Here is a 23635-nt window from a genome sequence, read left to right on the forward strand (position 1 = left end):
TATCCGGACAGTTACTATTGTATATTAATGATGCAGATTATAAAAAAAGGATTTTTACTAGCAGCTATTCTTGCATTTTCGGGTTTTGCTCACACAAGCTTTGCTCAAGCCACCAAAATTAGAGGGCGAATTATCGATTCGGAGACAAAGGAACCGCTTCCATTTGTAAACATTGCTTTTAAAGGAACTACCATTGGTACCACTTCAGATTTTGATGGACAGTATTTTTTGGAGACAAGAACTCCATCGGATCTATTACATATCTCTTTTGTGGGATATAAAGAACAGTCCTTTGAAATTCAAAAAGCCAGTTTTCAAACTATTAATGTAGAGTTAAAATCGGAAGCTTTCGACTTAGCCGAAATTGTTGTTACTCCAGGAGAAAACCCAGCACATGTATTGCTCCGTAAAATTATTGCGAAAAAAGAGTCCAATAATCCTTCCCGGTTTGATTCGTATCAATACGAATCCTACACAAAAATGGAAATGGATTTAAATAACATTAAAGATAACTTTAAGGACAAAAAAATCATGCGACAATTCCAGTTTGTCTTTGATTATATCGACACTTCTGTAATAACTGGAAAACCATACTTACCCGTTTTCATTACAGAATCACTTTCCGACTATCATTTTCAAAAGAAACCGAAGGTGGAAAGAGAAATTATTAAGGCATCACAAATGTCGGGCATTAACGACAATGCCAGCTTAGCACAGTTTACCGGTCAGCTTCATCAAAATGTAAATATCTACGACAATTTTATTGATCTCTTCAATATGGGCTTTGTAAGTCCTATTGCTGATGGCGGGCTTCGTTACTACAAGTATTACCTAACCGACAGTGCTTATAGAGATGGCAATTGGTGCTATCACGTATCCTTTAAACCAAAAAGAAAACAAGAACCTACTTTTGTGGGAGATTTTTGGGTGGCAGACACTACTTTCGCAATCGAAAACATGCAAATGCGTATTGCTAAGGACGTTAACCTAAACTGGGTGAAAGACTTGGTAAGCAACAACGAATATCAGAAACTAAACGACAGCACCTGGTTCCTGAAAAAACAAAATCTTTTTGTCGATTTCATGATATCCGAAAAAGATTCCACCAAACAAATGGGCTTTTTTGGAAGAAAATCAATTTCTTATAAAAATGTAAAAATAAATCAGCCACTTAGGGAGGAAATAATTAAACTCGACAATAATGTTGTTGTAGAGGAAACGGCACTAAAGCAACCTAAGGAATATTGGGACAATGCCCGACCCTATCAATTATCACAAAGAGAAGCCGGCATTTACTCTATGGTTGACTCCATTCAAAATGTACCTTTATATAAAAACATTATCGATGTCATTCAAACATTTGTTACTGGCTATTACGTGAAAGGTAAATTTGAATACGGTCCCTACTACAAACTATACAGTTTTAACGAAATTGAGGGAAACCGATTCATGTTTGGAGGCAGAACCTCGAACGATTTTAGTACCAAAATAATGCTTAACGGTCATTTAGCATATGGCGACAAGGATAATAAATTAAAGTACGGACTGGGATTTCTTTACATGATCAATAAGCTTCCCCGAGAAACATTTGGGGTACAATACAAGCACGATATTCAGCAATTAGGGAAAAGTCCCAATGCATTTACCGAAGGAAATATCCTGTCCTCACTGCTAAAACGAAACCCAAACAATAAATTGACCATGGTCAATCAACTCGAAACACATTACGAAAAAGAATGGTTTCAAGGGTTTTCGAACACTTTAAAATTTAGATATCGCGATATTACACCAACCGAATATGTTCCGTTTAATGCTCCTGATGCAAGTGGAAATATTCCTATTTCAGGAATTACATCATCGGAATTGGAGCTAAGAACCCGATTTACCAAAAATGAAAAAATTGTGATGGGTGAATTTGAAAGAATTCACTTTGGCGGACCATTTCCTGTATTCAACCTTTACCTTACGATGGGCATGAAGGATGTTTTGGGTGCCGATCACGATTATCAGAAAATAGATTTAAGCATTGAACACACCTTAGAGCTACCTCCTTTGGGAAACTTATACTATTTGGTTACCGCTGGCAAACTATTTGGAAAAGTTCCCTATCCTCTTCTTCACATGCACGAAGGAAATGAAACATACGCTTTTGACCCCTATGCATTTAACATGATGAACTATTACGAATTTGCTAGTGACCAATACGTTAGTTTATTCGTAGAACACCATTTTAACGGACTAATCCTGAACAGAATCCCGTTATTCCGAAAATTGAAATGGAGAACAGTTATCTCTGGCAAAGGATTAATTGGTAGCCTAAGCGACAAAAATAATGGTTCTTTAGCCAATACAGATGCTAAAATGCTTTTCCCAAATGGACTTTCGGATGTAAGTAAACCTTACTTTGAAGCCAGTGTAGGAATTGAAAACATATTTAAGTTTATTCGAATTGATGCTATGTGGAGATTAAATCACTTGGAAGACAATCCTTATCAAGATTTTGAAAATTTTGGCATACGAGCAATGTTTCAATTTACTTTTTAATAATCTGAAGAAATTATTGACCAGTTTTGAACCTAAGTACAAAGTTCAATTCTCATAGATCTTTTCTATATTTGCACCATTCCGATCCTTAAACATATTGAATAAAGATGATTTTAAGAGCTGAAAATTTAATAAAAAGATACAAAACCAGAACTGTTGTTAAAGGAGTATCTGTTGAAGTAAAACAAGGTGAAATTGTTGGTTTACTTGGTCCTAACGGCGCAGGTAAAACCACTTCATTTTACATGATTGTTGGACTGATTCAACCAAACGGCGGACGAATTTTTTTAGATGACAGAGAAATTACTAATGAACCGGTTTACAAACGCGCACAATTGGGCGTTGGTTACTTAGCCCAGGAAGCCTCGGTATTTCGAAAACTAAGTGTAGAAGATAATATTAGGGCCGTATTGGAGATGTCGGATTTCTCGAAAGAATACCAAAAAGAACGCTTGGAAGAAATGCTGAACGAGTTTAGCTTACAAAAAATCAGAAAAAGTTTAGGCATTCAGTTATCAGGAGGTGAAAGGAGACGTACCGAAATCGCTAGAGCACTATCCATAAAACCAAAATTTATTCTTTTAGATGAACCATTTGCAGGAGTTGATCCAATCGCGGTGGAAGACATCCAAGAAATTGTTCGCCATTTAAAGGATAAAAACATTGGAATTCTAATCACAGATCACAACGTGCAGGAAACACTTTCAATTACCGAAAGAGCTTACCTATTATTCGAAGGTAATATTCTAAAATCAGGAACTGCTGAAGAACTTGCTGCCGATGAAGATGTAAGAAGAGTTTATTTAGGAAAGAACTTCGAGCTTCGTAAACCTATAAAATAGCTCATTTTCAAGACTATTGAATTAATTCGCAATTCGAATAAAATGAAGACCTAAAATATTACTGAAAAAAACTTCATTTTTTTTCGAACAGGTATTGCAAATTATAAAAAACAGCTCTATATTTGCACCGCAATTAACCCGCGGATGTGGCGTAATTGGTAGCCGCGCTAGACTTAGGATCTAGTGCCGAGAGGCGTGGGGGTTCGAGTCCCTTCATCCGCACAATAAAAAGAATAACCTTAAACCGCCCGTACTTCCGATACTGATTTGTGTCGATCGTGAGGCGGTTTTTTTTCAATTAAAGAGGTTTTATCTATAATAGCTAAAAAATGAACATTACAAAAACCAATATTGATGATTTAAATGCTGTAATTAAATTACAGATTGTTCAAGAAGATTACGAGACCCGAGTAAACAATGTGTTGAAAGACTATCGTAAAAAAGCAAATATCAATGGTTTCCGTGCTGGTAAAGTACCTATGGGTGTGATTAAAAAAATGTACGGAACTCCTGTTTTAGCTGATGAAATTAATAAAATTCTTAGCGAAGAGCTAATGAAGTATATTCGCGAAAATGATTTAAATATCATGGGCGAGCCTCTTCCAAATGAAACTGAACAAAAAGAAATCAATTGGGAAAAAGACACTGAATTCGAATTCTCATTCGACATTGCTTTAACTCCTGAATACACGCTTAACTTAAGCAAAAAAGACAAAATCGACTTCTTCAAAATTATTGTTGACGAAAAAATGATTCAAAGTGGTGTTGATATGCACTCTCGTCGTTTTGGCTCAAACAATCCTACTGAAGTTGTAGAGGAAAAAGAACTTTTGAAAGGGAACTTTGCTCAGGTTGATGCAAAAGGAAAACTGACTGAAGAAGGAATTGTTAGCGAAAATGTTGCCATGTCGTTAGAATACATGAAAGACGAGGATGCTAAGAAAAAATTCGTTGGCGCTAAGAAAGAGGATGCAATTGTTTTTAATCCAGCGAAAGCTTTTGAGAACAAATCTGACATCGCTTCGATGCTAAATATTTCGAAAGAAGAGGCCGAGACATTAGATGCTGACTTCCAATTTACAATTACCGAAATCACTAAATTTGTTAATGCTGAATTGAATCAAGAATTGTTCGATAAAGTGTTTGGTGAAGGTACTGTATCTTCAGAAGAAGAATTCAAGAATAAAATTAAAGAAGATATCGAAAAACAATTAGAGAACGATAGCGACTACAAATTCTTGATTGATGCCAAAGCTAAATTGGTGAAAAAAGCAAAAATTGACCTTCCTGAAGTATTCTTGAAACGTTGGATTGTTGCTACAAACAAAGAAATGACTGCTGAGCAAGTTGAAACTGATTTTGCAAACTATGCTGATGAGTTCAAATGGCAATTAATCAAAAACAGATTGATTCAAGAGAATGACTTAAAAGTTAGTCAGGAAGAAGTAATGGAATTTGCTAAAAAACAAGCATTAATGCAATTCCAACAATATGGAATGATGGATGTACCTGAAGAGTACTTAAACAACTATGCTCAACAAATGATGCAAAATCAGGACGAGCAAAGAAAAATTTATGAGCGTAAAGCTGATGATAAAGTTGTTGAATACATTAAAGGAACCATTAAATTGGACGAAAAAGAGATTACTACTGAAGATTTCAACAAAATGTTTGAATAAGTGGGTACAGCTTAATAAGACACGAAACCACGCTTTTAAAAAGCGTGGTTTTCTTTTTGGCTTTAAAATACCGATTTTGTTAAGCCATTCTTTTCAAATGGTGAAAATTTAACTAATTTAGGTCTACGAAATATAAAATCACTTTGCTATGATACCAAAAGATGAATTCAATAAATTTGCTACAAAGCATATGGGCATAAGCAGCCTAAACTTAGATCGATATACATCAATCAGCAACAGCTACATCTCTCCTACTATTATTGAGGAAAGACAACTAAACGTTGCATCAATGGATGTATTCTCTCGACTTATGATGGATCGGATTATCTTTCTTGGTATTCCTATTGACGATTACGTTGCCAATATTATTATGGCGCAATTGCTGTTTTTAGAATCAACAGATCCGTCGAAAGACATTCAGATCTATTTCAATACACCAGGTGGTTCGGTACATGCAGGCTTGGGAATTTACGATACCATGCAATACATTAAATGTGATGTTGCTACTATTTGTACTGGAATGGCTGCTTCGATGGGAGCTGTTCTATTAACTGCAGGAACAAAAGGAAAACGTTCGGCACTTAAACACTCTCGTGTAATGATTCACCAACCAATGGGTGGTGCTCAAGGGCAAGCTTCGGATATCGAAATTACTGCACGCGAGATTTTAAAATTGAAAAAAGAACTTTATACTATTATTGCCGATCATTCGGGAAACACTTACGAAAAAGTAGAGAAAAATTCGGATCGTGACTATTGGATGACAGCCGCGGAAGCAAAGGAGTACGGAATGATTGACGAAGTACTTATTCGTGAGCAATAAGCTAACTAAATAGAAATCAGAATAACAAAATGCAGAGTTAAGATTTAAATTCTTAACTTTGCATTTTTAGTATTATAAATAAGAAACATGGATAAATGCTCGTTTTGTGGGAGAGAAAAGAAAGATACAAATCTTCTAATTGCTGGAATCAGCGGTCATATCTGCGATAGCTGTATCGAACAAGCCTACGCTATTGTACAGGAAGAATTAAAGAATCGTACTGATATCAACCTAAAAGAGATTCAATTATTAAAACCAACAGAAATTAAAGCTTTTCTTGATCAATATGTAATTGGACAGGATGATGCAAAAAAATATCTTGCGGTTGCAGTATATAATCATTACAAAAGATTGCTTCAAGAAAAAGACGACGAGGATATAGAGATTGAAAAATCAAATATTATTCTTGTTGGTGAAACCGGGACAGGTAAAACTTTATTGGCTCGAACAATTGCCAAAATGCTTCACGTTCCTTTTACTATTGTTGATGCCACCGTACTAACCGAAGCTGGTTACGTAGGAGAAGATATCGAATCGATCCTAACACGATTGCTGCAAGCATCGGATTACGATATTACAGCTGCTGAAAAAGGAATTGTATTTATTGATGAAATAGATAAAATTGCCAGAAAAAGCGACAATCCTTCTATTACCAGAGATGTTTCGGGCGAAGGAGTTCAGCAAGGTTTGCTTAAATTATTGGAAGGATCGGTTGTGAATGTTCCGCCACAAGGAGGAAGAAAACATCCAGATCAGAAAATGATACCTGTAAACACCAAAAACATTCTATTTATTTGTGGTGGTGCTTTTGATGGTATTCAAAGAAAAATTGCACAACGATTAAATACTCAGATTGTTGGATTTAATGCCAACAAAGAAAAAGAACAAATTGATCAGGATAATCTATTGCAATACATTGCTCCACAAGATTTAAAATCTTTTGGTTTGATTCCTGAGATAATTGGACGTTTGCCTGTTCTAACGTACTTGGAGCCTTTGGACAGAAAAGCATTACGCAATATTCTTACGGTTCCAAAAAATGCAATTTTAAAACAATACACCAAGCTATTTAAAATAGACGATATTGAATTAGTATTTGAAGATGATGCTTTGGAGTATATTGTTGATAAAGCCCTGGAATTTAAACTTGGAGCCCGCGGATTACGATCTATCTGCGAAGCCATCATGATTGATGCCATGTTTGAATTACCAACAAGCGATCAGAAAAAAATTGATATTGACAGAAAATACGCAAGTGAGAAACTTGAAAAAATAAATCTCAAGCGTTTAAAAGTCGCATAGAAAAAGCCGGATAATATCCGGCTTTTTTCTTTATAATGTAATTGTAATATTTGCTCCTGATGCGCTTAAATTTACTTTCGCATCACAATCCAATTCAGGATCTCCTCCTCCGAAATTGACTTCACCATCGCCAACATCACTTAAAGTTAAAGAAGCCTTCCCACCTATAATATTCTTGCAAGAGTAAGCATAAATTAAGTCGCTGCTACTTTCCAGGTTAAAAGTCACCCCATCGGGAGTTTCTCCGGTAAGGCTGGTTGTAAACTGAAAAACATCATCAATATAGGTAGATGAACCGTCTTCATTCTTTAAAAAAGTATACACATTACTAATGTTCGCTACTGAAATCGTATAAACCACATCATCGGTTCCCGTAATTAAAACTTTAGCATTTTCCATTGTCATGCTAAAATCATTCCCATCTGTTTTTCCAGTTATTTGAAACGATATTGTTCCTGATATGTTATACCCATAGGAATAAAAATCGGTTAAACGAATATCAAACGTCTTTAAAGTTTCATCAATTGGATCGACCACTACTTTTCCTTTAAAAGCGGCACCATTCGACGAACAGGTAGAGGTTCCATAATCCAACACCACTGAATCGAGCACCGAAGTCGTCGCATTCCGATGAACCGAAGCCGTTAGGCAGGTTGCTACATTTGTAGTGATAAAATCGCCTTCAAATGCCAATTTATGCATTACAATACCATTCACATCCATGGCCAAATCGTTAAACGAATTTTCAATTTGCAAGCTAAGCTCTGCCGGAACCGAAAATACATCCAAAATAACATCTTCCGGATCGGATCCTGTAGAACATGAATTCACAAGTAAAATACCAATGGATAATGTTACTCCTAAAATAAAACGCCTCATATATTTTTATTTTCTTACGTAATCAATAAACGAATAAGGAAATTCATTTTTTTCATCTGGCAAACAGTCTTTTCGATTCACTGACTCCCATTCTTTTGTATCCATCACTGGAAAAAAAGTATCTCCCTCAAAATTTTTATGAACTTTTGTATAGTAAACCTTATTAGCCATCGCTATCGCTTCCTTATAAATTGTTCCACCTCCAATTATAAAAACTTCCTCCTGATCAGCAGATTTTGCAAGAGCTTCCTCTAAGGAATTAGCAACCACACAACCTTCCACCGCATAATCCGCTTGACGGGTAATAATTACTGAAGTTCTATTTGGCAATGGTTTTCCAATTGATTCGAAAGTTTTTCGTCCCATAATAATGGTATGCCCGGTTGTTAAGGCTTTGAAACGTTTTAAATCGGCAGATAATTTCCAAATTAACTGATTATCTTTTCCAATTACCTGATTTCGAGAAACGGCAACAATAATGGATATATTCATAATTTATAGTTTTAAACGGAAATTGCTCCTTTAATATGCGGATGCGGATTGTAGTTTTCCAGACTAAAATCCTCAAATTTAAAATCGAATATGCTTTTTACTTCTGGATTTATTTTCAGTACCGGAAGATCTTTTGGTTTTCTTGACAATTGTAATTTTACCTGATCTAGATGGTTCAAATAAATATGTGCATCGCCAAGCGTATGTACAAATTCACCTGGCTCTAAATTACACACTTGAGCCATCATCATGGTTAAAATAGCATAGGAAGCTATATTAAAGGGAACTCCCAAAAATATATCGGCACTGCGCTGGTACAGCTGACAAGAAAGTTTGCCATTAGCTACGTAAAATTGAAACAACGCATGACATGGTGGTAAAGCCATATTCTCGATGTCTGCAGGATTCCAAGCACTTACAATTAGCCTTCTTGAATTGGGATTATTTTTAATATCGTGCACCACTTGCGTGATTTGATCGATAGCTTCGCCATTACTTTTGGGCCAAGATCTCCACTGGTATCCGTAAACATGACCTAAATCGCCGTTTTCATCGGCCCATTCGTTCCAAATTCGAACCCCATTATCCTGAAGGTATTTTACGTTGGTATCTCCATCTAAAAACCAAAGTAATTCATGAATAATTGATTTAAGATGAAGCTTTTTAGTGGTTAAAAGTGGAAAGCCTTTGGATAAATCGAAGCGCATTTGATGTCCAAAAACACTTACTGTCCCGGTTCCTGTTCTGTCTTCCTTCTTATTCCCTTCTTCGAGAACTCTTTCTAATAAGTGAAGATATTGTTGCATAACTAATTGTCGAATTTTAATTTTTAAAGATAAAACTATTTAAGGACTTCCTGATATATAGTTCGAACCGATATAACCAAACCACTATAATTCCTAAAACCAGACGAGGAATAATTAACCAACCCAAGGGTACGCCAATAGCGGCAAATAGCAGTGGATCCTCTAACTGCGAATGAGATACAGCAATATGATGATTTAACAAATCGGCATCCGATTTAGTCATCTGTCCTTTATCAACTTGCTCAATCATAATGGCGGAACCATAAGCTAATCCTAAAGTATTGGCAACAATCCACGAAAACGAGGTTGAATTCGGCAATCCCATTATTGCCTGCAAAGGTGCCAATACTCGCGACAAGAATTTTATGACTCCAAAAACTTCCAGTATCCGTTGTAAAATCATTAATAAAGTAATCAGAACGATCACTTTCACACTTAGAATCAATGACGACCAAAGCCAAGTTATAAACATCGCTGTAAAGGTTTCCTGCTGAACCAAAACACTAGAATGTGCTTGAAAAGAATCTGCCGGTAAGGCCCAATTTAAAAACAAACCTAGCGCAAAACTACCCAGCAATCTTAATAGAATCATTCGTAGCATCGATGAACCGGTTTTTTTTAAAACTGCTGTCTCAATAACAAAACCATGTGCCACTAAACACATCGCCGCCAAAATGGTTACTACTCTTCCCTCCAACTCTAAACTGGTAATTACAGCAATAGCCGTATAAATATTCGTAAAAATACTAGTTAACAAGACAAATGCCGATTCGCCTGGTAAACCCATGTACTCGAATGCAGGAGTAAGATAAGCCGAAACCATAGCCAATATTCCCGTGTAATTAAGTAATAATACACCAAAAGAAACCGGAATCATAATACTTAAAAGCCATTTTGTGGTAGTGTAAGCTTTTGGAATAGATTCCCTAACGGCAGCAATAACTTTAGCTTTCGCTACGTGATTTTGAGTCTCAACCGAACTTTTATGAATCATTTTAAATCAACTTGGATGAAATACAAAAATACTTTTTTCAATTAATTAATAGTCCTCCTTTCCAGATACATTTCCGAATTCCTTCACAAAATAATAAGACTACACTATATAGAATCTATTCATTTCACTTGTAATTGTCATAAAAATGCAATCTTGGAGTTTTAAGAATCTAATTTTTTAGTTAGTTTTGACACTTCTGGTTTTCAAAAGAGGACTGCTATTCATCTTTATTCAGTAATCTTTAAATAAATCTCATACTGATACTACAAAACAACCAATAAGCAGTAAGACTGTGCAAATACTAACCTATTTTTAATAACATCGTTATGGGCATAAAGAATCGTCTGATAGTAATGAACTTCCTGCAATTTTTTGTTTGGGGAGCTTGGTTGATAACCATTGCAAATTATTGGTTTGGAACGAAACATTGGTCGCCAACAGAATTTGGTGCCGTTTTCTCTACCATGGGAATTTCCTCCCTGTTTATGCCAACACTTACTGGTATTATTGCTGATCGCTGGATCAATGCAGAAAAATTATACGGTATTCTTCATTTGTTTGGCGGAATTGCACTGGCAGCATTACCCTACGTTGACGATTCCACTGTATTTATTTCGGTTGTTTTGGTCGCAATGATTTGTTACATGCCAACCATCGCTTTAATGAATTCTATTTCTTATACCATTTTAAAAAATAACAACTACGATGTAATCAAGGTTTTTCCTCCTATTCGAGTTTGGGGAACTATCGGTTTCATTGTAGCTATGTGGGTAACTAATTTAAGTGGATTTAAAGCTACTCATCATCAATTCTACATTGCAGCATTCGCCGCGATAGTTTTAGCTGTATATTCGTTTACAATGCCGCAATGTAAACCTCAAAACCAAGGTGAAAGTGGAGCATCATTAACCGAAACATTAGGATTAAACGCCTTTAAATTATTTAAGAACTCTAAAATGGCGATGTTCTTTGTATTCTCGATGTTCTTAGGCGCCGCGTTGCAATTAACCAACATGTACGGAGATCTATTCCTTTCTGAATTTAAGGAAATACCTCAATATGCCGATTCGTTTGTAGTTCGCTACTCTACCATCATCATGTCTATTTCTCAAATTTCAGAAACATTATTTATTCTAGCCATTCCTTTCTTCCTAAAACAATTTGGAATTAAAAAAGTAATGTTAATTTCAATGGTAGCATGGGTACTTCGTTTTGGTTTATTCGCATATGGTGATCCTGAAGGTGGCCTTTGGATGATCATTCTTTCCTGTATTATTTACGGTATGGCATTCGATTTCTTCAATATTTCGGGTTCTTTATTTGTAGAAACACAATGCGATGCAAGTACAAGAGCTAGTGCTCAAGGTTTATTTATGATGATGACCAATGGATTTGGTGCTATTCTTGGTTCCTGGTTAAGTGGTCTTCTTATTAGTATATTCTTTACAAATAGTGAAGGAAAGTTTGTTTGGATGGATATTTGGAATTCATTTGCAATCTACTCATTGGTAATCGCTATTTTCTTCGCCATTTTATTTAAGCACAAACACAAACCTGAAGAACTTGGCAAAATAAGCCATTAATATTATAGATAGTATACTAAAAAAGGCAAGCCTACGCTTGCCTTTTTTGTTATTTATAGATCACTTTTTTTTCAACCTATTCACCTCTCCGACCAATTTCATCACGAATTAAAGAGGCTCTCTCATAATCTTCATCGCGAATTGCATCCTCCAACAAACCATCTAGTTGTGATACTGAATATTCTGTAAACTGGCTCCTTTTCTCAGGCTTAGAGACTTCACTCTCCGGCTGACTAGAAATCAATGGATCTTCCGCTTCTCCCTCAATACTTAATACGATTCCTGCTTTTTCAATTATTTCTTCGGTGGTAAAAATCGGACATCTAAAACGTAAAGCTATAGCAACAGCATCTGATGTCCGGGAGTCAATACGAATTCGACTAGGTCCTTTTTCACAAATCAATTCCGAATAAAAAATACCCTCTTCTAACCGATAAATATTTACTTCGACCACACTCACTCCAAAGGCTTCTGCAAAACTTTTAAAAAGATCGTGAGTTAACGGACGAGGAGGTTCTAATTCCTCCAATTGAATCGCAATAGATTGTGCTTCTACCCCACCAATAATTATAGGTATTCTTCTAGCTCCATCCTCTTCCGACAATACAAGTGCATAAGCTCCTGTTTGTGTCTGACTGTACGACAATCCTAAAACATTCAGTTTTATCTTCCCCATAAAAACTCCTCTTTTTTTCAGCTATCAATTAACAAATATAATAATTGTTTTTAATTGACTATTAACAATAAGCCGAGCTTATTACTCAAAATTAACTTTACGCGCTTATTTTACTCTCTTTAACCAGTATAATTCTTCTGAAAACTAATAAATCTGCTACATCTCTTTCCTTTTTAGGGCGCAAAAAAATAGCAATAATTGGCTTCCTATTCTCCTACCTATGAAGATACATATTATAGCCAAAAAAATCCAAAACTAGTTAGAGAAACTTTTCGAATATCCCATTTAAATTTGATAAAATAAAGCTGTTATTTCGTCAAATTGAAAAAAAAATATGCAAAAGAGTTCATTTACAAGAAGAAAACTTTGTTTATCGATTATTCTTTTTTATTTTTGCAATCCGAAATAAAATTCTTCGGGGGTTCACCAAGAGGTAAATTTAATGTTTAAAATGGCCCACCCCCTGGAACAAATCGTAAAATTAGAAATAATGTACGTAATTGTAGAAATCGCTGGTCAGCAATTCAAAGTTGAAAAAGACCAAAAGATTTTTGTTCACAGACTTTCTGCTGAAGAAGGTGGACAAGTTGAGTTCCCTAAAGTACTTTTAGTGGATAAAGATGGTGAGATCGTAGTTGGTGCTCCAACAGTTGAAGGAGCAAAAGTAACTGCTAAAGTTATATCTCACATGAGAGGTGATAAGGTAAAAGTATTCAAAAAGAAAAGAAGAAAAGGATACAGAAAACTGAACGGACACCGTCAGGACCTTTCACAAATTCAAATTGAAGAAATTGTTGCTTAATCCTTAAAAATATAACAAAATGGCACATAAAAAAGGAGCCGGTAGTTCTAGAAACGGTAGAGAATCGGAAAGTAAGCGATTAGGAGTTAAGATTTTTGGCGGGCAATTTGCTAAAGCTGGAAACATCCTTGTTCGTCAAAGAGGAACAAAACACAATCCAGGTGAGAATGTAGGTATTGGTAGAGACCATACTCTTTTCGCACTAATTAATGGAACTGTAGTTTTTAAAAAGAAAAGAGATAATAAATCTTTTATTTCTATTGAACCTTTAGCTGAGTAGATATTATTTAGCTTTAAAATATTTAAATCTCCTGCTTTATTTCGTATAAAGACAGGAGATTTTTTTATTTTTATAGCCTGAAACTTATAGATATAATCATTTACAAAAGATACTGATGCTAAGCCTCAAATACCTACAGGAGAATAAGGACGAAGCCATTAAGGCTTTAAAAATCAAGAATTTCGATGCAAACGAAATTATCGGGAAGATTATCGTTCTTGACGAAAAAAGAAAAGAAAGCCAAGTAAAATTAGACGCCACTCTGGCTGAAATGAACGGTTTGTCGAAAGAAATCGGAATGCTTTTTAAGAATGGAAAAGCTGAAGAGGCCAATGCTGCAAAAGAAAAAACCGGAGAGTTAAAGGATTCTATTGCCGAATTAACTACGATTCAGAATAATACTATTCAAGAATTAACCGAATTGTTGCTTCAAATTCCAAATACACCGCATTCATCTGTTCCTGCAGGAAAAGGTGAAAATGAAAATGTAATTGAAAAAACTTGTGGCGAACTTCCAAAATTGCACGATGCTGCAATTCCTCACTGGGAATTAGCGAAGAAGTACAATATTATTGATTTCGAACTGGGAAATAAAATTACCGGAGCTGGTTTTCCTCTATACCGAGGTAAAGGTGCAATTCTTCAGAGAGCTTTAATCAATTTCTTTTTGGATGAAAACCGAAAAGCTGGCTACGAAGAAGTTATCCCTCCATTGGTTGTTAACGAAGCTTCGGGATACGGAACTGGACAATTGCCTGATAAAGAAGGTCAAATGTATCATGTAACCGAAGATAATTTGTATTTAATACCAACTGCTGAAGTTCCGGTAACGAATATTTACCGCGATGTTATTTTAAAAGAGGAAGATTTTCCGGTTAAAAATACCGCATATTCTGCTTGTTTTAGAAGAGAAGCTGGATCGTACGGAAAAGATGTACGTGGTTTAAATCGCCTTCATCAATTCGATAAAGTAGAAATTGTTCAACTTCAGCATCCTGATAAATCTTATGAGGCTCTTGAAGGAATGGTAGCACACGTGGAAAGCTTGATTCAAAAACTAGGACTTCCTTATCGATTACTTCGCTTATGTGGTGGTGATACTAGTTTTACAGCAGCTCTTACTTTCGATTTCGAAGTTTATTCTGCCGCACAAGACAAATGGTTGGAAGTAAGTTCGGTTTCTAATTTTGAAGCGTATCAATCGAATCGTTTAAAATTACGATACAAAGGCAAGGATATGAAGAAGCCCGAATTGGCGCATACTCTAAACGGAAGTGCACTTGCATTGCCTAGAATTGTTGCTGCCTTGTTGGAAAACAATCAAACTCCTGAAGGAATTAGAATACCAAAAGTATTAGTCCCATTCACTGGTTTTGAGCTAATCGACTAAAAGATATTTACTTAATTTTAAGGCCTGGTTCTAAACAACCGGGCTTTTTTTATATTTTTGACTGTGGTAACTTCTTAATTCAACAGCTTTGAAAAAATTCATTGTAAGTATTTTTATTCTATTTTCTATTTTAGGATCTGAATACGCTTATTCGCAAAACAATATCCAAACAGAAAGTCAATTGGCTTTTAACTACTTTCGGGATAAAGAATACCGACCTGCCGCTTCCCTATTTTTTAATCTGCACAAGCTAACACGATCGCGAACTTATTTCAATTATTATATTGATTGTTTACTTCAACTTGAAGATTATCAGGAAGCCGAAAAAGCCATCAAAAAAGAAATTAAAAAAAATCAAGACGATCGAAGCTTTTTAATTGACCTTGGATTTGTGTACAAAACTGCAGGCGAGAATACTAAAAGTGTGGCGCAATACAATGAAGTTTTAGAGAAACTAATTCCTGTAAAAACTGAAATTACTAATCTTGCGAATGCCTTTGTTCGAAAACGCGAATACGAATATGCTATAAAAACTTACGAAAAAGGACAAATTCTTCTGCAACAGGAACACCTTTTCCACCTCGAAATGGCTACTATTTTTCTGGCTCAAAGAGATTTTGAAAAAATGGTTTCGGAATACCTACTTGCCCTTTCGGTAGATCCAAGCCAAATTAAATTGGTGCAAAACCATTTACAATCGGCACTTATTCAGGATATTAATTCAAGTTTAGATCCTATCTTAAAAAATCAATTATTAGAAAAAATACAAAGCGAGACAGAAAATGTAAGTTTTAAAGAATTGTTGCAATGGTATTTTATGCAAAAAAAACAGTTTAAAGCTGCTTTTACCCAGGCAAGAGCCATCGATTTAATCGGAAAAGAAGATGGTTCGCGTTTGCTAGATTTAGCCACTGCAGCAAAAACAAATGATGATTTTGAAACCGCACTTACCTGTTATCAACATGTTGTTGATAAAGGAAGCGATTCGCCTAACTATTTAAACGCCCGCTTGGGAGCATTGGAAACACAATACCTTCTGTTACAACAACAAAGTACAGTTCCGAAAACTTCATGGACCGAACTTTCCGAACAATATAAAAAATTCTTTTCGGAAGCAAATAGTTCCTCCTTAAACAGCTCTGCATTAATTCAATATGCACACATCAATTCTTTCTATTTAGACCAAGCTGCTAAATCTATTGAAGTCTTGGAAAAAGCATTGACTGGTTCTGGACTTAGTCAGCAAAATAAATCGGAGTTAAAACTTGAATTAGCGGATATAAAACTTTTTACCAACGAAAAATGGGATGCTATTTTGTTGTACTCTCAAATAGAAAAATCGGACAAAAATAATACGATTGGCTTCGAAGCAAAATTTAAAAAAGCAAGAGTATCCTACTATATGGGAGAATTAAAATGGGCGAAAGCTCAACTGGATGCTCTCAAAGGAAGTACCTCGAAATTGATAGCCAACGATGCTATTGCTCTATCGCAATTAATTAGCGACAACACTACCTTAGATACCAGCTATACTGCAATGAAGACTTATGCAGAAGCCGAATTTCTGATGTATCAGGCAAAAGATTCCCAAGCCATTCTTAAGCTAGAAGAATTGCTTAAAAATCATCCGGGACATTCGCTTACTGACGAAGTTTATTTTCTGCAATACGAAATTTTTAAGCATACCAATAAGCCTGAACAAGCACTTTTGGCTTTGTCCAAAATTATAGAAGAACATCCTTACGAAATTCTTGCGGCAAAGGCATTATACATACAAGGAGAAATGTTTGAGAAACGTGATGAAACTGACAAAGCAATGGCAAACTACAAAAATATTGTTACCGAATATTCAGACAGTATCTACTCAGTTGAGGCGCGGAAAAAATTAAGTGAGCAAAGAAAATAAAATTTAAATACCTTTGCCAAAACACAAATTGAGCACAATGATTATCTACAATACAAGCTATTTGATTGAAAATTCGATGGAAAAAGAATTTTGTGAATGGATGAAAACCAAATTTATTCCTTTACTAAAAGAAACCGGGACTTTTTCTTCCAATTATTTTTGTAAAGTAATGGTGGTAACCGAAGGCGAAGGTTTGACCTATTCGCTTCAACTTTTATTTAAAAATAAGGAACTATTCTCTAAATATCATACTAGTTTTGAGCCTAGAACCAAAGCGGTTTTCGAAGCAAAATACAGAAACCAAGTGATGAGTTTTTCATCCTTGTTGGAAGAAGCTTAATTTTCGAATAATTGGAAGCTCAGAAGAAAGCATACATTTACGCCTTAGCTGCAATTCTTTGCTGGTCGACCGTGGCTACCGCATTTAAGATTGCGCTAAATGGCATGGATTTTCTTCATCTTCTGCTAATTTCATCGGGAGTGGCAATGCTTTTTCTAGCTAGCATACTACTATACAAATCGCAACTACAAAAAGCTTTTCGTGGCAAAGCGAATGACTATCTTCGATCGGCAGGATTAGGTTTTTTTAATCCCTTTTTATACTATCTGGTACTTTTAAAAGCCTACTCGATACTACCGGCTCAATTTGCCTTAAGTCTCAATTATATCTGGCCAATCAGCTTGGTACTTCTTTCCATTCCACTGCTAAAACAAAAAATCGGATGGCAAAGTATCTTATGCATAATAGTAAGTTTTTCGGGTGTTTTAGTGATTGCTAACAGAGGCTCTTTTAGCTCTATTCAAACCCCAGATACCTTTGGAGTAGTTCTAGCTCTGTCTAGTTCACTGTTCTGGGCTTTATTCTGGCTGTATAATGTTCGCGACCACCGAGAAGAAATAGAGAAGCTTTTTCTGAATTTTATATTCGGATTTATTTACATTTCCATCTGTATGTTTCTTTTTTCCGACTTTCAAATTCCAGATAACAAAAGTATTTTAGCTGCTGTATATATTGGAGTGGTAGAATGCGGAATTGCATATGTATTCTGGTTAAAAGCATTAAAAATTACAAGTTCTACCGATAAAATCAGCAATCTGGTTTTTTTAAGCCCGTTTGTTTCCTTGTTGTTTGTACATTTAATTATCGGAGAATCTATCTATCTTAGTACTCTTGCAGGTCTAACACTTATTATTTTAGGTATCGTTTTGCAGAAGTTTATTCGAAAATCCAACACCATTGAGTAACGACAGAATAATTATGGGAATTGATCCAGGCACCAATTTAATGGGCTACGGACTAATAAGAATTGTTGACAAAAAACCACAAATCTTGGTTTCTGGTGTCTTAGATCTCAAAAAAATTAGCGACCCTTACATTAAACTGCAGAAAATTTTTCAACGCACACTGCAGGTAATTGATGAATACAAACCAGACGAATTGGCAATTGAATCGCAATTTTTTGGCAAAAATGTTCAATCGATGTTGAAATTGGGAAGAGCTCAAGGGGTTGCGATATCCGCAGCATTACATCGTAACATTCCTATTTTTGAGTATGCCCCGAAAAAAATTAAACTTGCCATTACTGGAACCGGACTTGCCTCCAAAGAACAATTAGCAACCGTTCTGCAACGTTTTTTTAATCTGAAAGAATTTCCACAAAATTTAGATGAAACCGATGCTATTGCAATTGCAATGTGCCACTTTTTTCAGGCCAACGCTATTACCTCTGCCAGTAAACCAAAATCCTGGGCTGACTTTGTGAAAAAAAACCCGGATAGGGTTAAATAATTTAAAATTAAAGACAAAAAAAAGCCACTCATAAAGTGGCTACTATCTAAATTGTAAGAATTACATCTATTTAAAATTCCCTCTTATTTCAGTGGCAATTTCTGCCAATTTATCGGCAGAGATTTCTAATTTTGGATTCGCAAAATTTAAATCGCCAACATTATTTATAGGTACTAAATGAACATGAGTATGAGGTACTTCTATGCCAATAACAGCAATTCCAATTCTTTTGCACTCAACAGTTTTCTCAATTGCCTTCGCAACACGCTTAGCGAATAAATTCAATCCACATAAAACCTCATCGTCCAAATCGAAAATATAATCCACCTCTTGTTTAGGAATTACAAGTGTATGACCTAAAGCCAAAGGACTAATATCTAAAAAGGCAAAATAGTTTTCATCCTCAGCAATTTTGTGGCAAGGAATTTCGCCATTAACTATTTTTGTGAAAATTGAAGCCATATTTTTGTGTATTTAAACTGTTTGCAATTACAAGGAAATATCGATAATCTCAAATGGAATTAAACCATTAGGGACTTGAATTTCAACAACATCACCAATAACTTTACCTATTAAACCTTTAGCAATTGGCGTATTAATTGATAACTTCCCTTTCTTAAAATCGGCCTCGGTTTCGGACACCAAAGTGTAGGTCATTACCGCTCCATTTTTTTGATTCTTAATGGTAACTTTCGTCATCATTTGCACTTTTGAAGTATCAATTTTCGTCTCGTCAATAACTCGACTGTTTGCAAGAATACCTCTTAATTGTGAAATTTTAGCTTCCAATAAACCTTGTGCTTCTTTTGCAGCATCGTATTCCGCATTTTCCGACAAATCTCCCTTGTCGATAGCTTCACCGATTTGTTTGGAAATATTAGGACGCTCTATCGTCTCAAGATATTCCACATCTGCTCTTAGTTTTTTTAGTCCTTCGGCTGTTACATATGAATAACCAGACATAATTCCCTCCTATTTAAATTCTTATAATTCTAATCAATTTGATCAACAATGATCTAAAAAACAAAAAGAATTTCGATACTTCGAAACTCTTCCGGCTACAAATATACAAATTTCGCATAGAATGAAGCTTAGCCTGCAACAAATAACACGAATCAATAAAAGTATTCTTTTTTTTTGCTTTAGGTGTACCTTCTATCTAAAATCTCTTTGTAAATAATTGCTTGTCGCCAATCAATTCCCTCTTCCTCCTCTATCTCCAACTCCTCCTGCTCAACTTTTTTATTGTAAATCGATTTTAAATCGGAAAAGACGGATTCTTTTTCCTCTCCCTTTGCCTCCATCCGAGCTTCTTCCTTCTTTTTTTGCAATCGTGCATATTCCTGCATCATTGTTTCCTCGGGTTCGGGACTTGTCTCCTGTATAGGTTCAACGTAAGGTTTAGGTATTTCATTGCCCAGCAAGCTCTCAAAAAGTGTTTCCAATCCTCCCGGATTTTCCGTTTGGTCTTGCTGCAGTACTTCTCCATCATCGGGAGGAAGAACAGCCACCGGCTTCTTTTTTTTGAGCGCACCAACAATAACAAAGATTGCTATAAAAACATAGTATAATATATTCCCCCAACTTTCGTCCATGCGGATACAATTAGAATGGTTAAAAAAACTTAGTTTTGCCGTCGCCAACACTAATATCGACAACACTTACGTTATAAAAAGTAAACGACTATGAAAATCAATAAATCAAATTTACAATATTTTTTTCTTTTCCTCCTGTTCAATACTACTTTTTGTTCGTGCAGTAAGGATACGAATGTAGATGAGATAATACCTTATTCTTACGTGAAAGGGACTATTTATCTGGATTTTTATAGTGAACTAAATTCTGTTGGGAATGCCCTTTACTTTGATGAAATAGGAGCTTCAACAGGATATAACGGACATGGATTTATTGTTGTAAGAACCAGCACGTCTCAATTTGTTGTATTCGATGCCTCCTGCACTCACGATCCAGAATCCGAAGAACATCTCGAAATAGACGGTACCTATGCCAAATGCCCTGTTTGTGAAAGTAAATTTAGTCTTTTAACCGGCGGATGGCCTTTTAATAATTCGGTTGCAGAATATCAACTAAAAGAGTATCGAAGCAGTTATTCCTCTGGAAACAACACCCTTAGTGTTAGCAACTAAATTGATTTCATTAAAAAAGCATCCTTTACCACATCACTAAGTTTCACAGTTTAAAAATAAGAAAATAAGGATACAATCAAAATATAATAAAGTTCACTCCGAATTGATTTAAATCTGTAAAGTCTTGACTTACTATATAATAATGCATAATTTGATAGGGAATTCACCTAATTAATCTAAATCCTATCCTATGAAAAAAGCATTATTACTACTAGTGTTCGGGGTATTCTTAACTCCTTTCGCGAGCTTTGCCAGCGAAGCAGACTTAGTTGTTCCCGATTTGCATCAGAGTATTTTTTACGGACTAGGTGGTGTAAATGGTTGGAACCTTCTATTTTATGGCATTGTAGTTATTATTCTGGGTTTACTATTTGGACTGGTTCAATTTAATAGAATTAAAAATCTTCCCGTACATCATTCGATGGCTAAGGTTTCGAACATTATTTATGAAACCTGTAAAACTTACCTTTTGCAACAAGGTAAATTTCTAATCATACTTTTTCTGATTATCGGAATTGCGATATCCTACTATTTTATAGGATTGGCTCACGTATCTATTCCCAAAACCATGCTTATTCTGCTATGGACTGTACTGGGAATATTAGGTTCGTATGGAGTAGCTTGGTTCGGTATCAGAATAAATACTTACGCAAATAGTCGCACCTCTTTTGCTGCATTAAAAAGAAAGCCTTTCGAGGTAATGTCTATTCCTTTACAGGCAGGAATGAGTGTTGGTCTTCTTTTAATTTGTATTGAATTAATAATGATGATTGCAATTCTACTATTTATACCTGGAGATAGTGCAGGTGCTTGTTTTGTAGGATTTGCAATTGGAGAATCATTAGCTGCCTCGGCACTGCGAATTGCAGGAGGTATTTTTACCAAAATTGCTGATATTGGTGCCGATTTAATGAAAATTGTATTCAAAATTGGAGAAGATGATCCAAGAAACCCAGGTGTAATTGCCGATTGTACTGGAGATAATGCAGGCGATAGCGTTGGTCCTACTGCTGATGGTTTCGAGACGTATGGTGTAACTGGAGTTGCATTAATTACTTTTATTATTTTAATGTTTGGAGAAACTGGATTAATTCCAAATGTAGGTTTTGCATCCACTCTTATTGTTTGGATTTTTGCTATGCGTGTACTCATGATTTTCACTTCGGTTTTCGCATATCTAATAAATCAAGCCATTGCAAAAGCTAGATACAGTCAAGCCGATCATTTTAATTTTGAAGCGCCATTAACTTCTTTGGTATGGATTACTTCGATGATATCGATTATTGTAACCTATGCACTTAGTAATCTTCTAATATCGGATTTACCCGATGGATTATGGTGGAAACTTTCCACAATTATTTCTTGCGGAACACTTGCTGCAGCAGTCATACCCGAGTTAACAAAAGCATTTACCAGTTCGAGCTCCCGACATGTTCAGGAGGTAGTAACCGCCTCGAGAGAAGGTGGTGCATCCTTAACTATTCTTTCGGGAATGGTAGCTGGTAATTTCTCGGCTTTTTGGAAAGGGATGGTAATGATGGCTTTAATGGCTGTTGCATTTTATACCGTTCAGGACATAGCAATATTTGGGGATTATCCGGGCATATTTGCCTTTGGTTTGGTCGCCTTTGGCTTCTTAGGAATGGGACCTGTAACCATTGCTGTTGACAGTTATGGTCCGGTAACCGATAATGCTCAGTCGGTTTTTGAGTTGTCGCAGATCGAAAAAATTACCAATATAAAAGAAGAAATTCTGAAAGATTTTGGATTCGAGCCAAATTTTGAAACCGGAAAACACAATCTGGAAGAAAATGATTCTGCAGGAAATACATTTAAAGCAACGGCTAAACCAGTTTTAATTGGAACTGCAGTTATTGGTGCAACTACCATGGTTTTTGCAATTATTCTATTGCTGCAGGGAACCATTCTTTCCAATGGCGAATCCTTATTGCAAATTCAATTGACCGATCCAGCGGTAATCCTTGGTTTGATAACCGGTGGTGCAGTAATTTTCTGGTTCTCGGGCGCATCGATGCAAGCAGTAACTACTGGAGCTTATCGCGCGGTGGAGTACATTAAGGAAAATATCAATTTAGAAAAAACGGAAGCAGACATTGAGGACTCGAAAAATGTAGTGAAGATTTGTACGCAGTATGCACAAACAGGAATGTGGAATATTTTTGCTGTTATACTCTGCTTAACCTTAGCATTTGCCTTTTTCAGTCCCAACTTTTTTGTAGCCTATCTAATTTCTATCGCAATTTTTGGTTTGTTTCAGGCCATGTATATGGCCAATGCTGGTGGCGCTTGGGATAATGCTAAAAAAGTGGTAGAGGTTGATTTAAAAGAAAAAAATACGCCTTTGCACGATGCAACAATTATTGGCGACACGGTTGGTGATCCCTACAAAGACACCTCATCGGTTGCTTTAAATCCAATCATTAAATTCTCTACCTTATTTGGATTGTTGGCAGCCGAAATTGCTATTGAATTAATCGTTCAGTCGGATAAAACCGGAGAAATGAACTACGCTCCTTACATTGGAGTTATTTTCTTAGTAATTGGTTTGTTCTTTGTGTACCGCTCTTTCTACGGAATGCGAATTCCAGTAAAAGGCGTAAAAACTAAGTAAAAAAAATACAGATAAAGCCCCGAAGAATTTCTTCGGGGTTAATTTTATGTTTTTTTTTGTATTCTTAAG

At 35.7% G+C, this 23635-nt stretch carries 23 protein-coding genes and 1 tRNA gene; 16 read left to right on the plus strand and 8 right to left on the minus strand.

Annotation, left to right across the window (positions count from 1 at the left end):
• The first annotated feature begins 27 nt into the window (after positions 1-27).
• The 6 genes from BZG02_RS02425 (at position 28) to clpX (ending at position 7190) form a co-directional block, all read left to right on the plus strand.
• Entirely contained in the window at positions 28-2544 is a 2517-nt protein-coding gene (locus tag BZG02_RS02425; protein WP_101259811.1) for a DUF5686 and carboxypeptidase-like regulatory domain-containing protein, read from the plus strand.
• A gap of 107 nt (positions 2545-2651) precedes the next feature.
• Positions 2652-3386: an LPS export ABC transporter ATP-binding protein gene (gene lptB, locus BZG02_RS02430; RefSeq protein WP_101259812.1), complete on the plus strand. Its 735-nt coding sequence runs from the start codon at positions 2652-2654 to the stop codon at positions 3384-3386.
• A 140-nt stretch (positions 3387-3526) separates the two neighbouring features.
• A tRNA-Leu gene (locus tag BZG02_RS02435) sits at positions 3527-3608 on the plus strand.
• Positions 3609-3715: 107 nt separating this feature from the next.
• A complete protein-coding gene (gene tig / locus BZG02_RS02440) occupies positions 3716-5065 on the plus strand; it encodes a trigger factor (protein WP_101259813.1) in 1350 nt (449 codons plus the stop codon).
• Positions 5066-5213: 148 nt separating this feature from the next.
• A complete protein-coding gene (gene clpP, locus BZG02_RS02445; RefSeq protein ID WP_101259814.1) occupies positions 5214-5888 on the plus strand; it encodes an ATP-dependent Clp endopeptidase proteolytic subunit ClpP in 675 nt (224 codons plus the stop codon).
• 87 nt (positions 5889-5975) lie between these two features.
• Entirely contained in the window at positions 5976-7190 is a 1215-nt protein-coding gene (clpX, locus tag BZG02_RS02450) for an ATP-dependent Clp protease ATP-binding subunit ClpX (RefSeq protein ID WP_101259815.1), read from the plus strand.
• Between the two features lie 30 nt (positions 7191-7220).
• Here clpX and BZG02_RS02455 read toward each other — a convergent pair whose 3' ends face one another.
• From BZG02_RS02455 to BZG02_RS02470, 4 genes are read right to left on the minus strand one after another with little or no spacing between them, the layout of a single operon-like run.
• Positions 7221-8069, minus strand: a complete 849-nt coding sequence (locus tag BZG02_RS02455; protein WP_101259816.1) for a hypothetical protein — start codon at positions 8067-8069, stop codon at positions 7221-7223.
• A gap of 6 nt (positions 8070-8075) precedes the next feature.
• Complete coding sequence (locus BZG02_RS02460; RefSeq protein ID WP_101259817.1) at positions 8076-8561, minus strand: dihydrofolate reductase; 486 nt, start codon at positions 8559-8561, stop codon at positions 8076-8078.
• Positions 8562-8572: 11 nt separating this feature from the next.
• A complete protein-coding gene (locus BZG02_RS02465) occupies positions 8573-9367 on the minus strand; it encodes a thymidylate synthase (RefSeq protein WP_101259818.1) in 795 nt (264 codons plus the stop codon).
• A 16-nt stretch (positions 9368-9383) separates the two neighbouring features.
• The gene (locus BZG02_RS02470; protein WP_101259819.1) at positions 9384-10361 is read right to left on the minus strand and encodes a nucleoside recognition domain-containing protein; all 978 of its coding nucleotides are present in this window, start codon (positions 10359-10361) and stop codon (positions 9384-9386) included.
• Between the two features lie 326 nt (positions 10362-10687).
• Here BZG02_RS02470 and BZG02_RS02475 point away from each other — a divergent pair, with 326 nt between their 5' ends.
• On the plus strand, positions 10688-11944 hold the full coding sequence (locus tag BZG02_RS02475; protein WP_101259820.1) for a nucleoside permease: 1257 nt from the start codon (positions 10688-10690) through the stop codon (positions 11942-11944).
• A 76-nt stretch (positions 11945-12020) separates the two neighbouring features.
• Here BZG02_RS02475 and BZG02_RS02480 read toward each other — a convergent pair whose 3' ends face one another.
• Entirely contained in the window at positions 12021-12620 is a 600-nt protein-coding gene (locus tag BZG02_RS02480; protein WP_101259821.1) for a bifunctional nuclease family protein, read from the minus strand.
• 490 nt (positions 12621-13110) lie between these two features.
• Between BZG02_RS02480 and rplU the strand changes: the two genes are divergently transcribed.
• From rplU to ruvC, 7 genes are all read left to right on the plus strand, one after another.
• The gene (gene rplU, locus BZG02_RS02485; RefSeq protein WP_101259882.1) at positions 13111-13422 is read left to right on the plus strand and encodes a 50S ribosomal protein L21; all 312 of its coding nucleotides are present in this window, start codon (positions 13111-13113) and stop codon (positions 13420-13422) included.
• Positions 13423-13441: 19 nt separating this feature from the next.
• Entirely contained in the window at positions 13442-13702 is a 261-nt protein-coding gene (gene rpmA, locus BZG02_RS02490; RefSeq protein ID WP_101259822.1) for a 50S ribosomal protein L27, read from the plus strand.
• Between the two features lie 115 nt (positions 13703-13817).
• The gene (gene serS / locus BZG02_RS02495; RefSeq protein WP_101259823.1) at positions 13818-15092 is read left to right on the plus strand and encodes a serine--tRNA ligase; all 1275 of its coding nucleotides are present in this window, start codon (positions 13818-13820) and stop codon (positions 15090-15092) included.
• Between the two features lie 88 nt (positions 15093-15180).
• Positions 15181-16998 carry a tetratricopeptide repeat protein gene (locus tag BZG02_RS02500; RefSeq protein ID WP_101259824.1) on the plus strand — a complete coding sequence of 606 codons (1818 nt, stop codon included), beginning with the start codon at positions 15181-15183 and terminating at the stop codon, positions 16996-16998.
• Between the two features lie 37 nt (positions 16999-17035).
• On the plus strand, positions 17036-17338 hold the full coding sequence (locus BZG02_RS02505; protein WP_101259825.1) for a DUF4286 family protein: 303 nt from the start codon (positions 17036-17038) through the stop codon (positions 17336-17338).
• Positions 17339-17349: 11 nt separating this feature from the next.
• Positions 17350-18243, plus strand: coding sequence for a DMT family transporter (locus BZG02_RS02510; protein ID WP_101259826.1), 894 nt, complete (start codon positions 17350-17352; stop codon positions 18241-18243).
• Positions 18236-18787 carry a crossover junction endodeoxyribonuclease RuvC gene (gene ruvC / locus BZG02_RS02515; protein WP_245868047.1) on the plus strand — a complete coding sequence of 184 codons (552 nt, stop codon included), beginning with the start codon at positions 18236-18238 and terminating at the stop codon, positions 18785-18787. The genes BZG02_RS02510 and ruvC overlap by 8 nt, the downstream gene beginning before the upstream one ends.
• Positions 18788-18853: 66 nt before the next feature.
• Here ruvC and BZG02_RS02520 read toward each other — a convergent pair whose 3' ends face one another.
• The 3 genes from BZG02_RS02520 to BZG02_RS02530 all read right to left on the minus strand — a co-directional run bounded on the left by BZG02_RS02520 (position 18854) and on the right by BZG02_RS02530 (position 20382).
• Positions 18854-19249, minus strand: coding sequence for an HIT family protein (locus tag BZG02_RS02520; protein ID WP_101259828.1), 396 nt, complete (start codon positions 19247-19249; stop codon positions 18854-18856).
• 27 nt (positions 19250-19276) lie between these two features.
• Positions 19277-19750 carry a transcription elongation factor GreA gene (gene greA / locus BZG02_RS02525; protein WP_101259829.1) on the minus strand — a complete coding sequence of 158 codons (474 nt, stop codon included), beginning with the start codon at positions 19748-19750 and terminating at the stop codon, positions 19277-19279.
• 179 nt (positions 19751-19929) lie between these two features.
• Positions 19930-20382 (minus strand): hypothetical protein, encoded by a 453-nt coding sequence (locus tag BZG02_RS02530; protein ID WP_101259830.1) that lies wholly within the window; start codon positions 20380-20382, stop codon positions 19930-19932.
• Positions 20383-20472: 90 nt separating this feature from the next.
• Between BZG02_RS02530 and BZG02_RS02535 the strand changes: the two genes are divergently transcribed.
• Together BZG02_RS02535 and BZG02_RS02540 are read left to right on the plus strand one after the other, a co-directional pair.
• Complete coding sequence (locus BZG02_RS02535) at positions 20473-20934, plus strand: Rieske (2Fe-2S) protein (protein WP_101259831.1); 462 nt, start codon at positions 20473-20475, stop codon at positions 20932-20934.
• A 190-nt stretch (positions 20935-21124) separates the two neighbouring features.
• A complete protein-coding gene (locus BZG02_RS02540) occupies positions 21125-23566 on the plus strand; it encodes a sodium-translocating pyrophosphatase (protein ID WP_101259832.1) in 2442 nt (813 codons plus the stop codon).
• Positions 23567-23635 lie beyond the last annotated feature (69 nt).

Origin of the sequence: Labilibaculum filiforme (assembly GCF_002843315.1) — a bacterium.
Taxonomy (GTDB): domain Bacteria; phylum Bacteroidota; class Bacteroidia; order Bacteroidales; family Marinifilaceae; genus Labilibaculum; species Labilibaculum filiforme.

Coding starts and splice junctions, on each gene's coding strand:
- BZG02_RS02425 (WP_101259811.1), top strand. CDS start 28: ATGATGCAGATTATAAAAAAAGGATTTTTACTAGCAGCTATTCTTGCA.
- lptB (WP_101259812.1), top strand. CDS start 2,652: ATGATTTTAAGAGCTGAAAATTTAATAAAAAGATACAAAACCAGAACT.
- tig (WP_101259813.1), top strand. CDS start 3,716: ATGAACATTACAAAAACCAATATTGATGATTTAAATGCTGTAATTAAA.
- clpP (WP_101259814.1), top strand. CDS start 5,214: ATGATACCAAAAGATGAATTCAATAAATTTGCTACAAAGCATATGGGC.
- clpX (WP_101259815.1), top strand. CDS start 5,976: ATGGATAAATGCTCGTTTTGTGGGAGAGAAAAGAAAGATACAAATCTT.
- BZG02_RS02455 (WP_101259816.1), bottom strand. CDS start 8,069: ATGAGGCGTTTTATTTTAGGAGTAACATTATCCATTGGTATTTTACTT.
- BZG02_RS02460 (WP_101259817.1), bottom strand. CDS start 8,561: ATGAATATATCCATTATTGTTGCCGTTTCTCGAAATCAGGTAATTGGA.
- BZG02_RS02465 (WP_101259818.1), bottom strand. CDS start 9,367: ATGCAACAATATCTTCACTTATTAGAAAGAGTTCTCGAAGAAGGGAAT.
- BZG02_RS02470 (WP_101259819.1), bottom strand. CDS start 10,361: ATGATTCATAAAAGTTCGGTTGAGACTCAAAATCACGTAGCGAAAGCT.
- BZG02_RS02475 (WP_101259820.1), top strand. CDS start 10,688: ATGGGCATAAAGAATCGTCTGATAGTAATGAACTTCCTGCAATTTTTT.
- BZG02_RS02480 (WP_101259821.1), bottom strand. CDS start 12,620: ATGGGGAAGATAAAACTGAATGTTTTAGGATTGTCGTACAGTCAGACA.
- rplU (WP_101259882.1), top strand. CDS start 13,111: ATGTACGTAATTGTAGAAATCGCTGGTCAGCAATTCAAAGTTGAAAAA.
- rpmA (WP_101259822.1), top strand. CDS start 13,442: ATGGCACATAAAAAAGGAGCCGGTAGTTCTAGAAACGGTAGAGAATCG.
- serS (WP_101259823.1), top strand. CDS start 13,818: ATGCTAAGCCTCAAATACCTACAGGAGAATAAGGACGAAGCCATTAAG.
- BZG02_RS02505 (WP_101259825.1), top strand. CDS start 17,036: ATGATTATCTACAATACAAGCTATTTGATTGAAAATTCGATGGAAAAA.
- BZG02_RS02520 (WP_101259828.1), bottom strand. CDS start 19,249: ATGGCTTCAATTTTCACAAAAATAGTTAATGGCGAAATTCCTTGCCAC.
- greA (WP_101259829.1), bottom strand. CDS start 19,750: ATGTCTGGTTATTCATATGTAACAGCCGAAGGACTAAAAAAACTAAGA.
- BZG02_RS02530 (WP_101259830.1), bottom strand. CDS start 20,382: ATGGACGAAAGTTGGGGGAATATATTATACTATGTTTTTATAGCAATC.
- BZG02_RS02535 (WP_101259831.1), top strand. CDS start 20,473: ATGAAAATCAATAAATCAAATTTACAATATTTTTTTCTTTTCCTCCTG.
- BZG02_RS02540 (WP_101259832.1), top strand. CDS start 21,125: ATGAAAAAAGCATTATTACTACTAGTGTTCGGGGTATTCTTAACTCCT.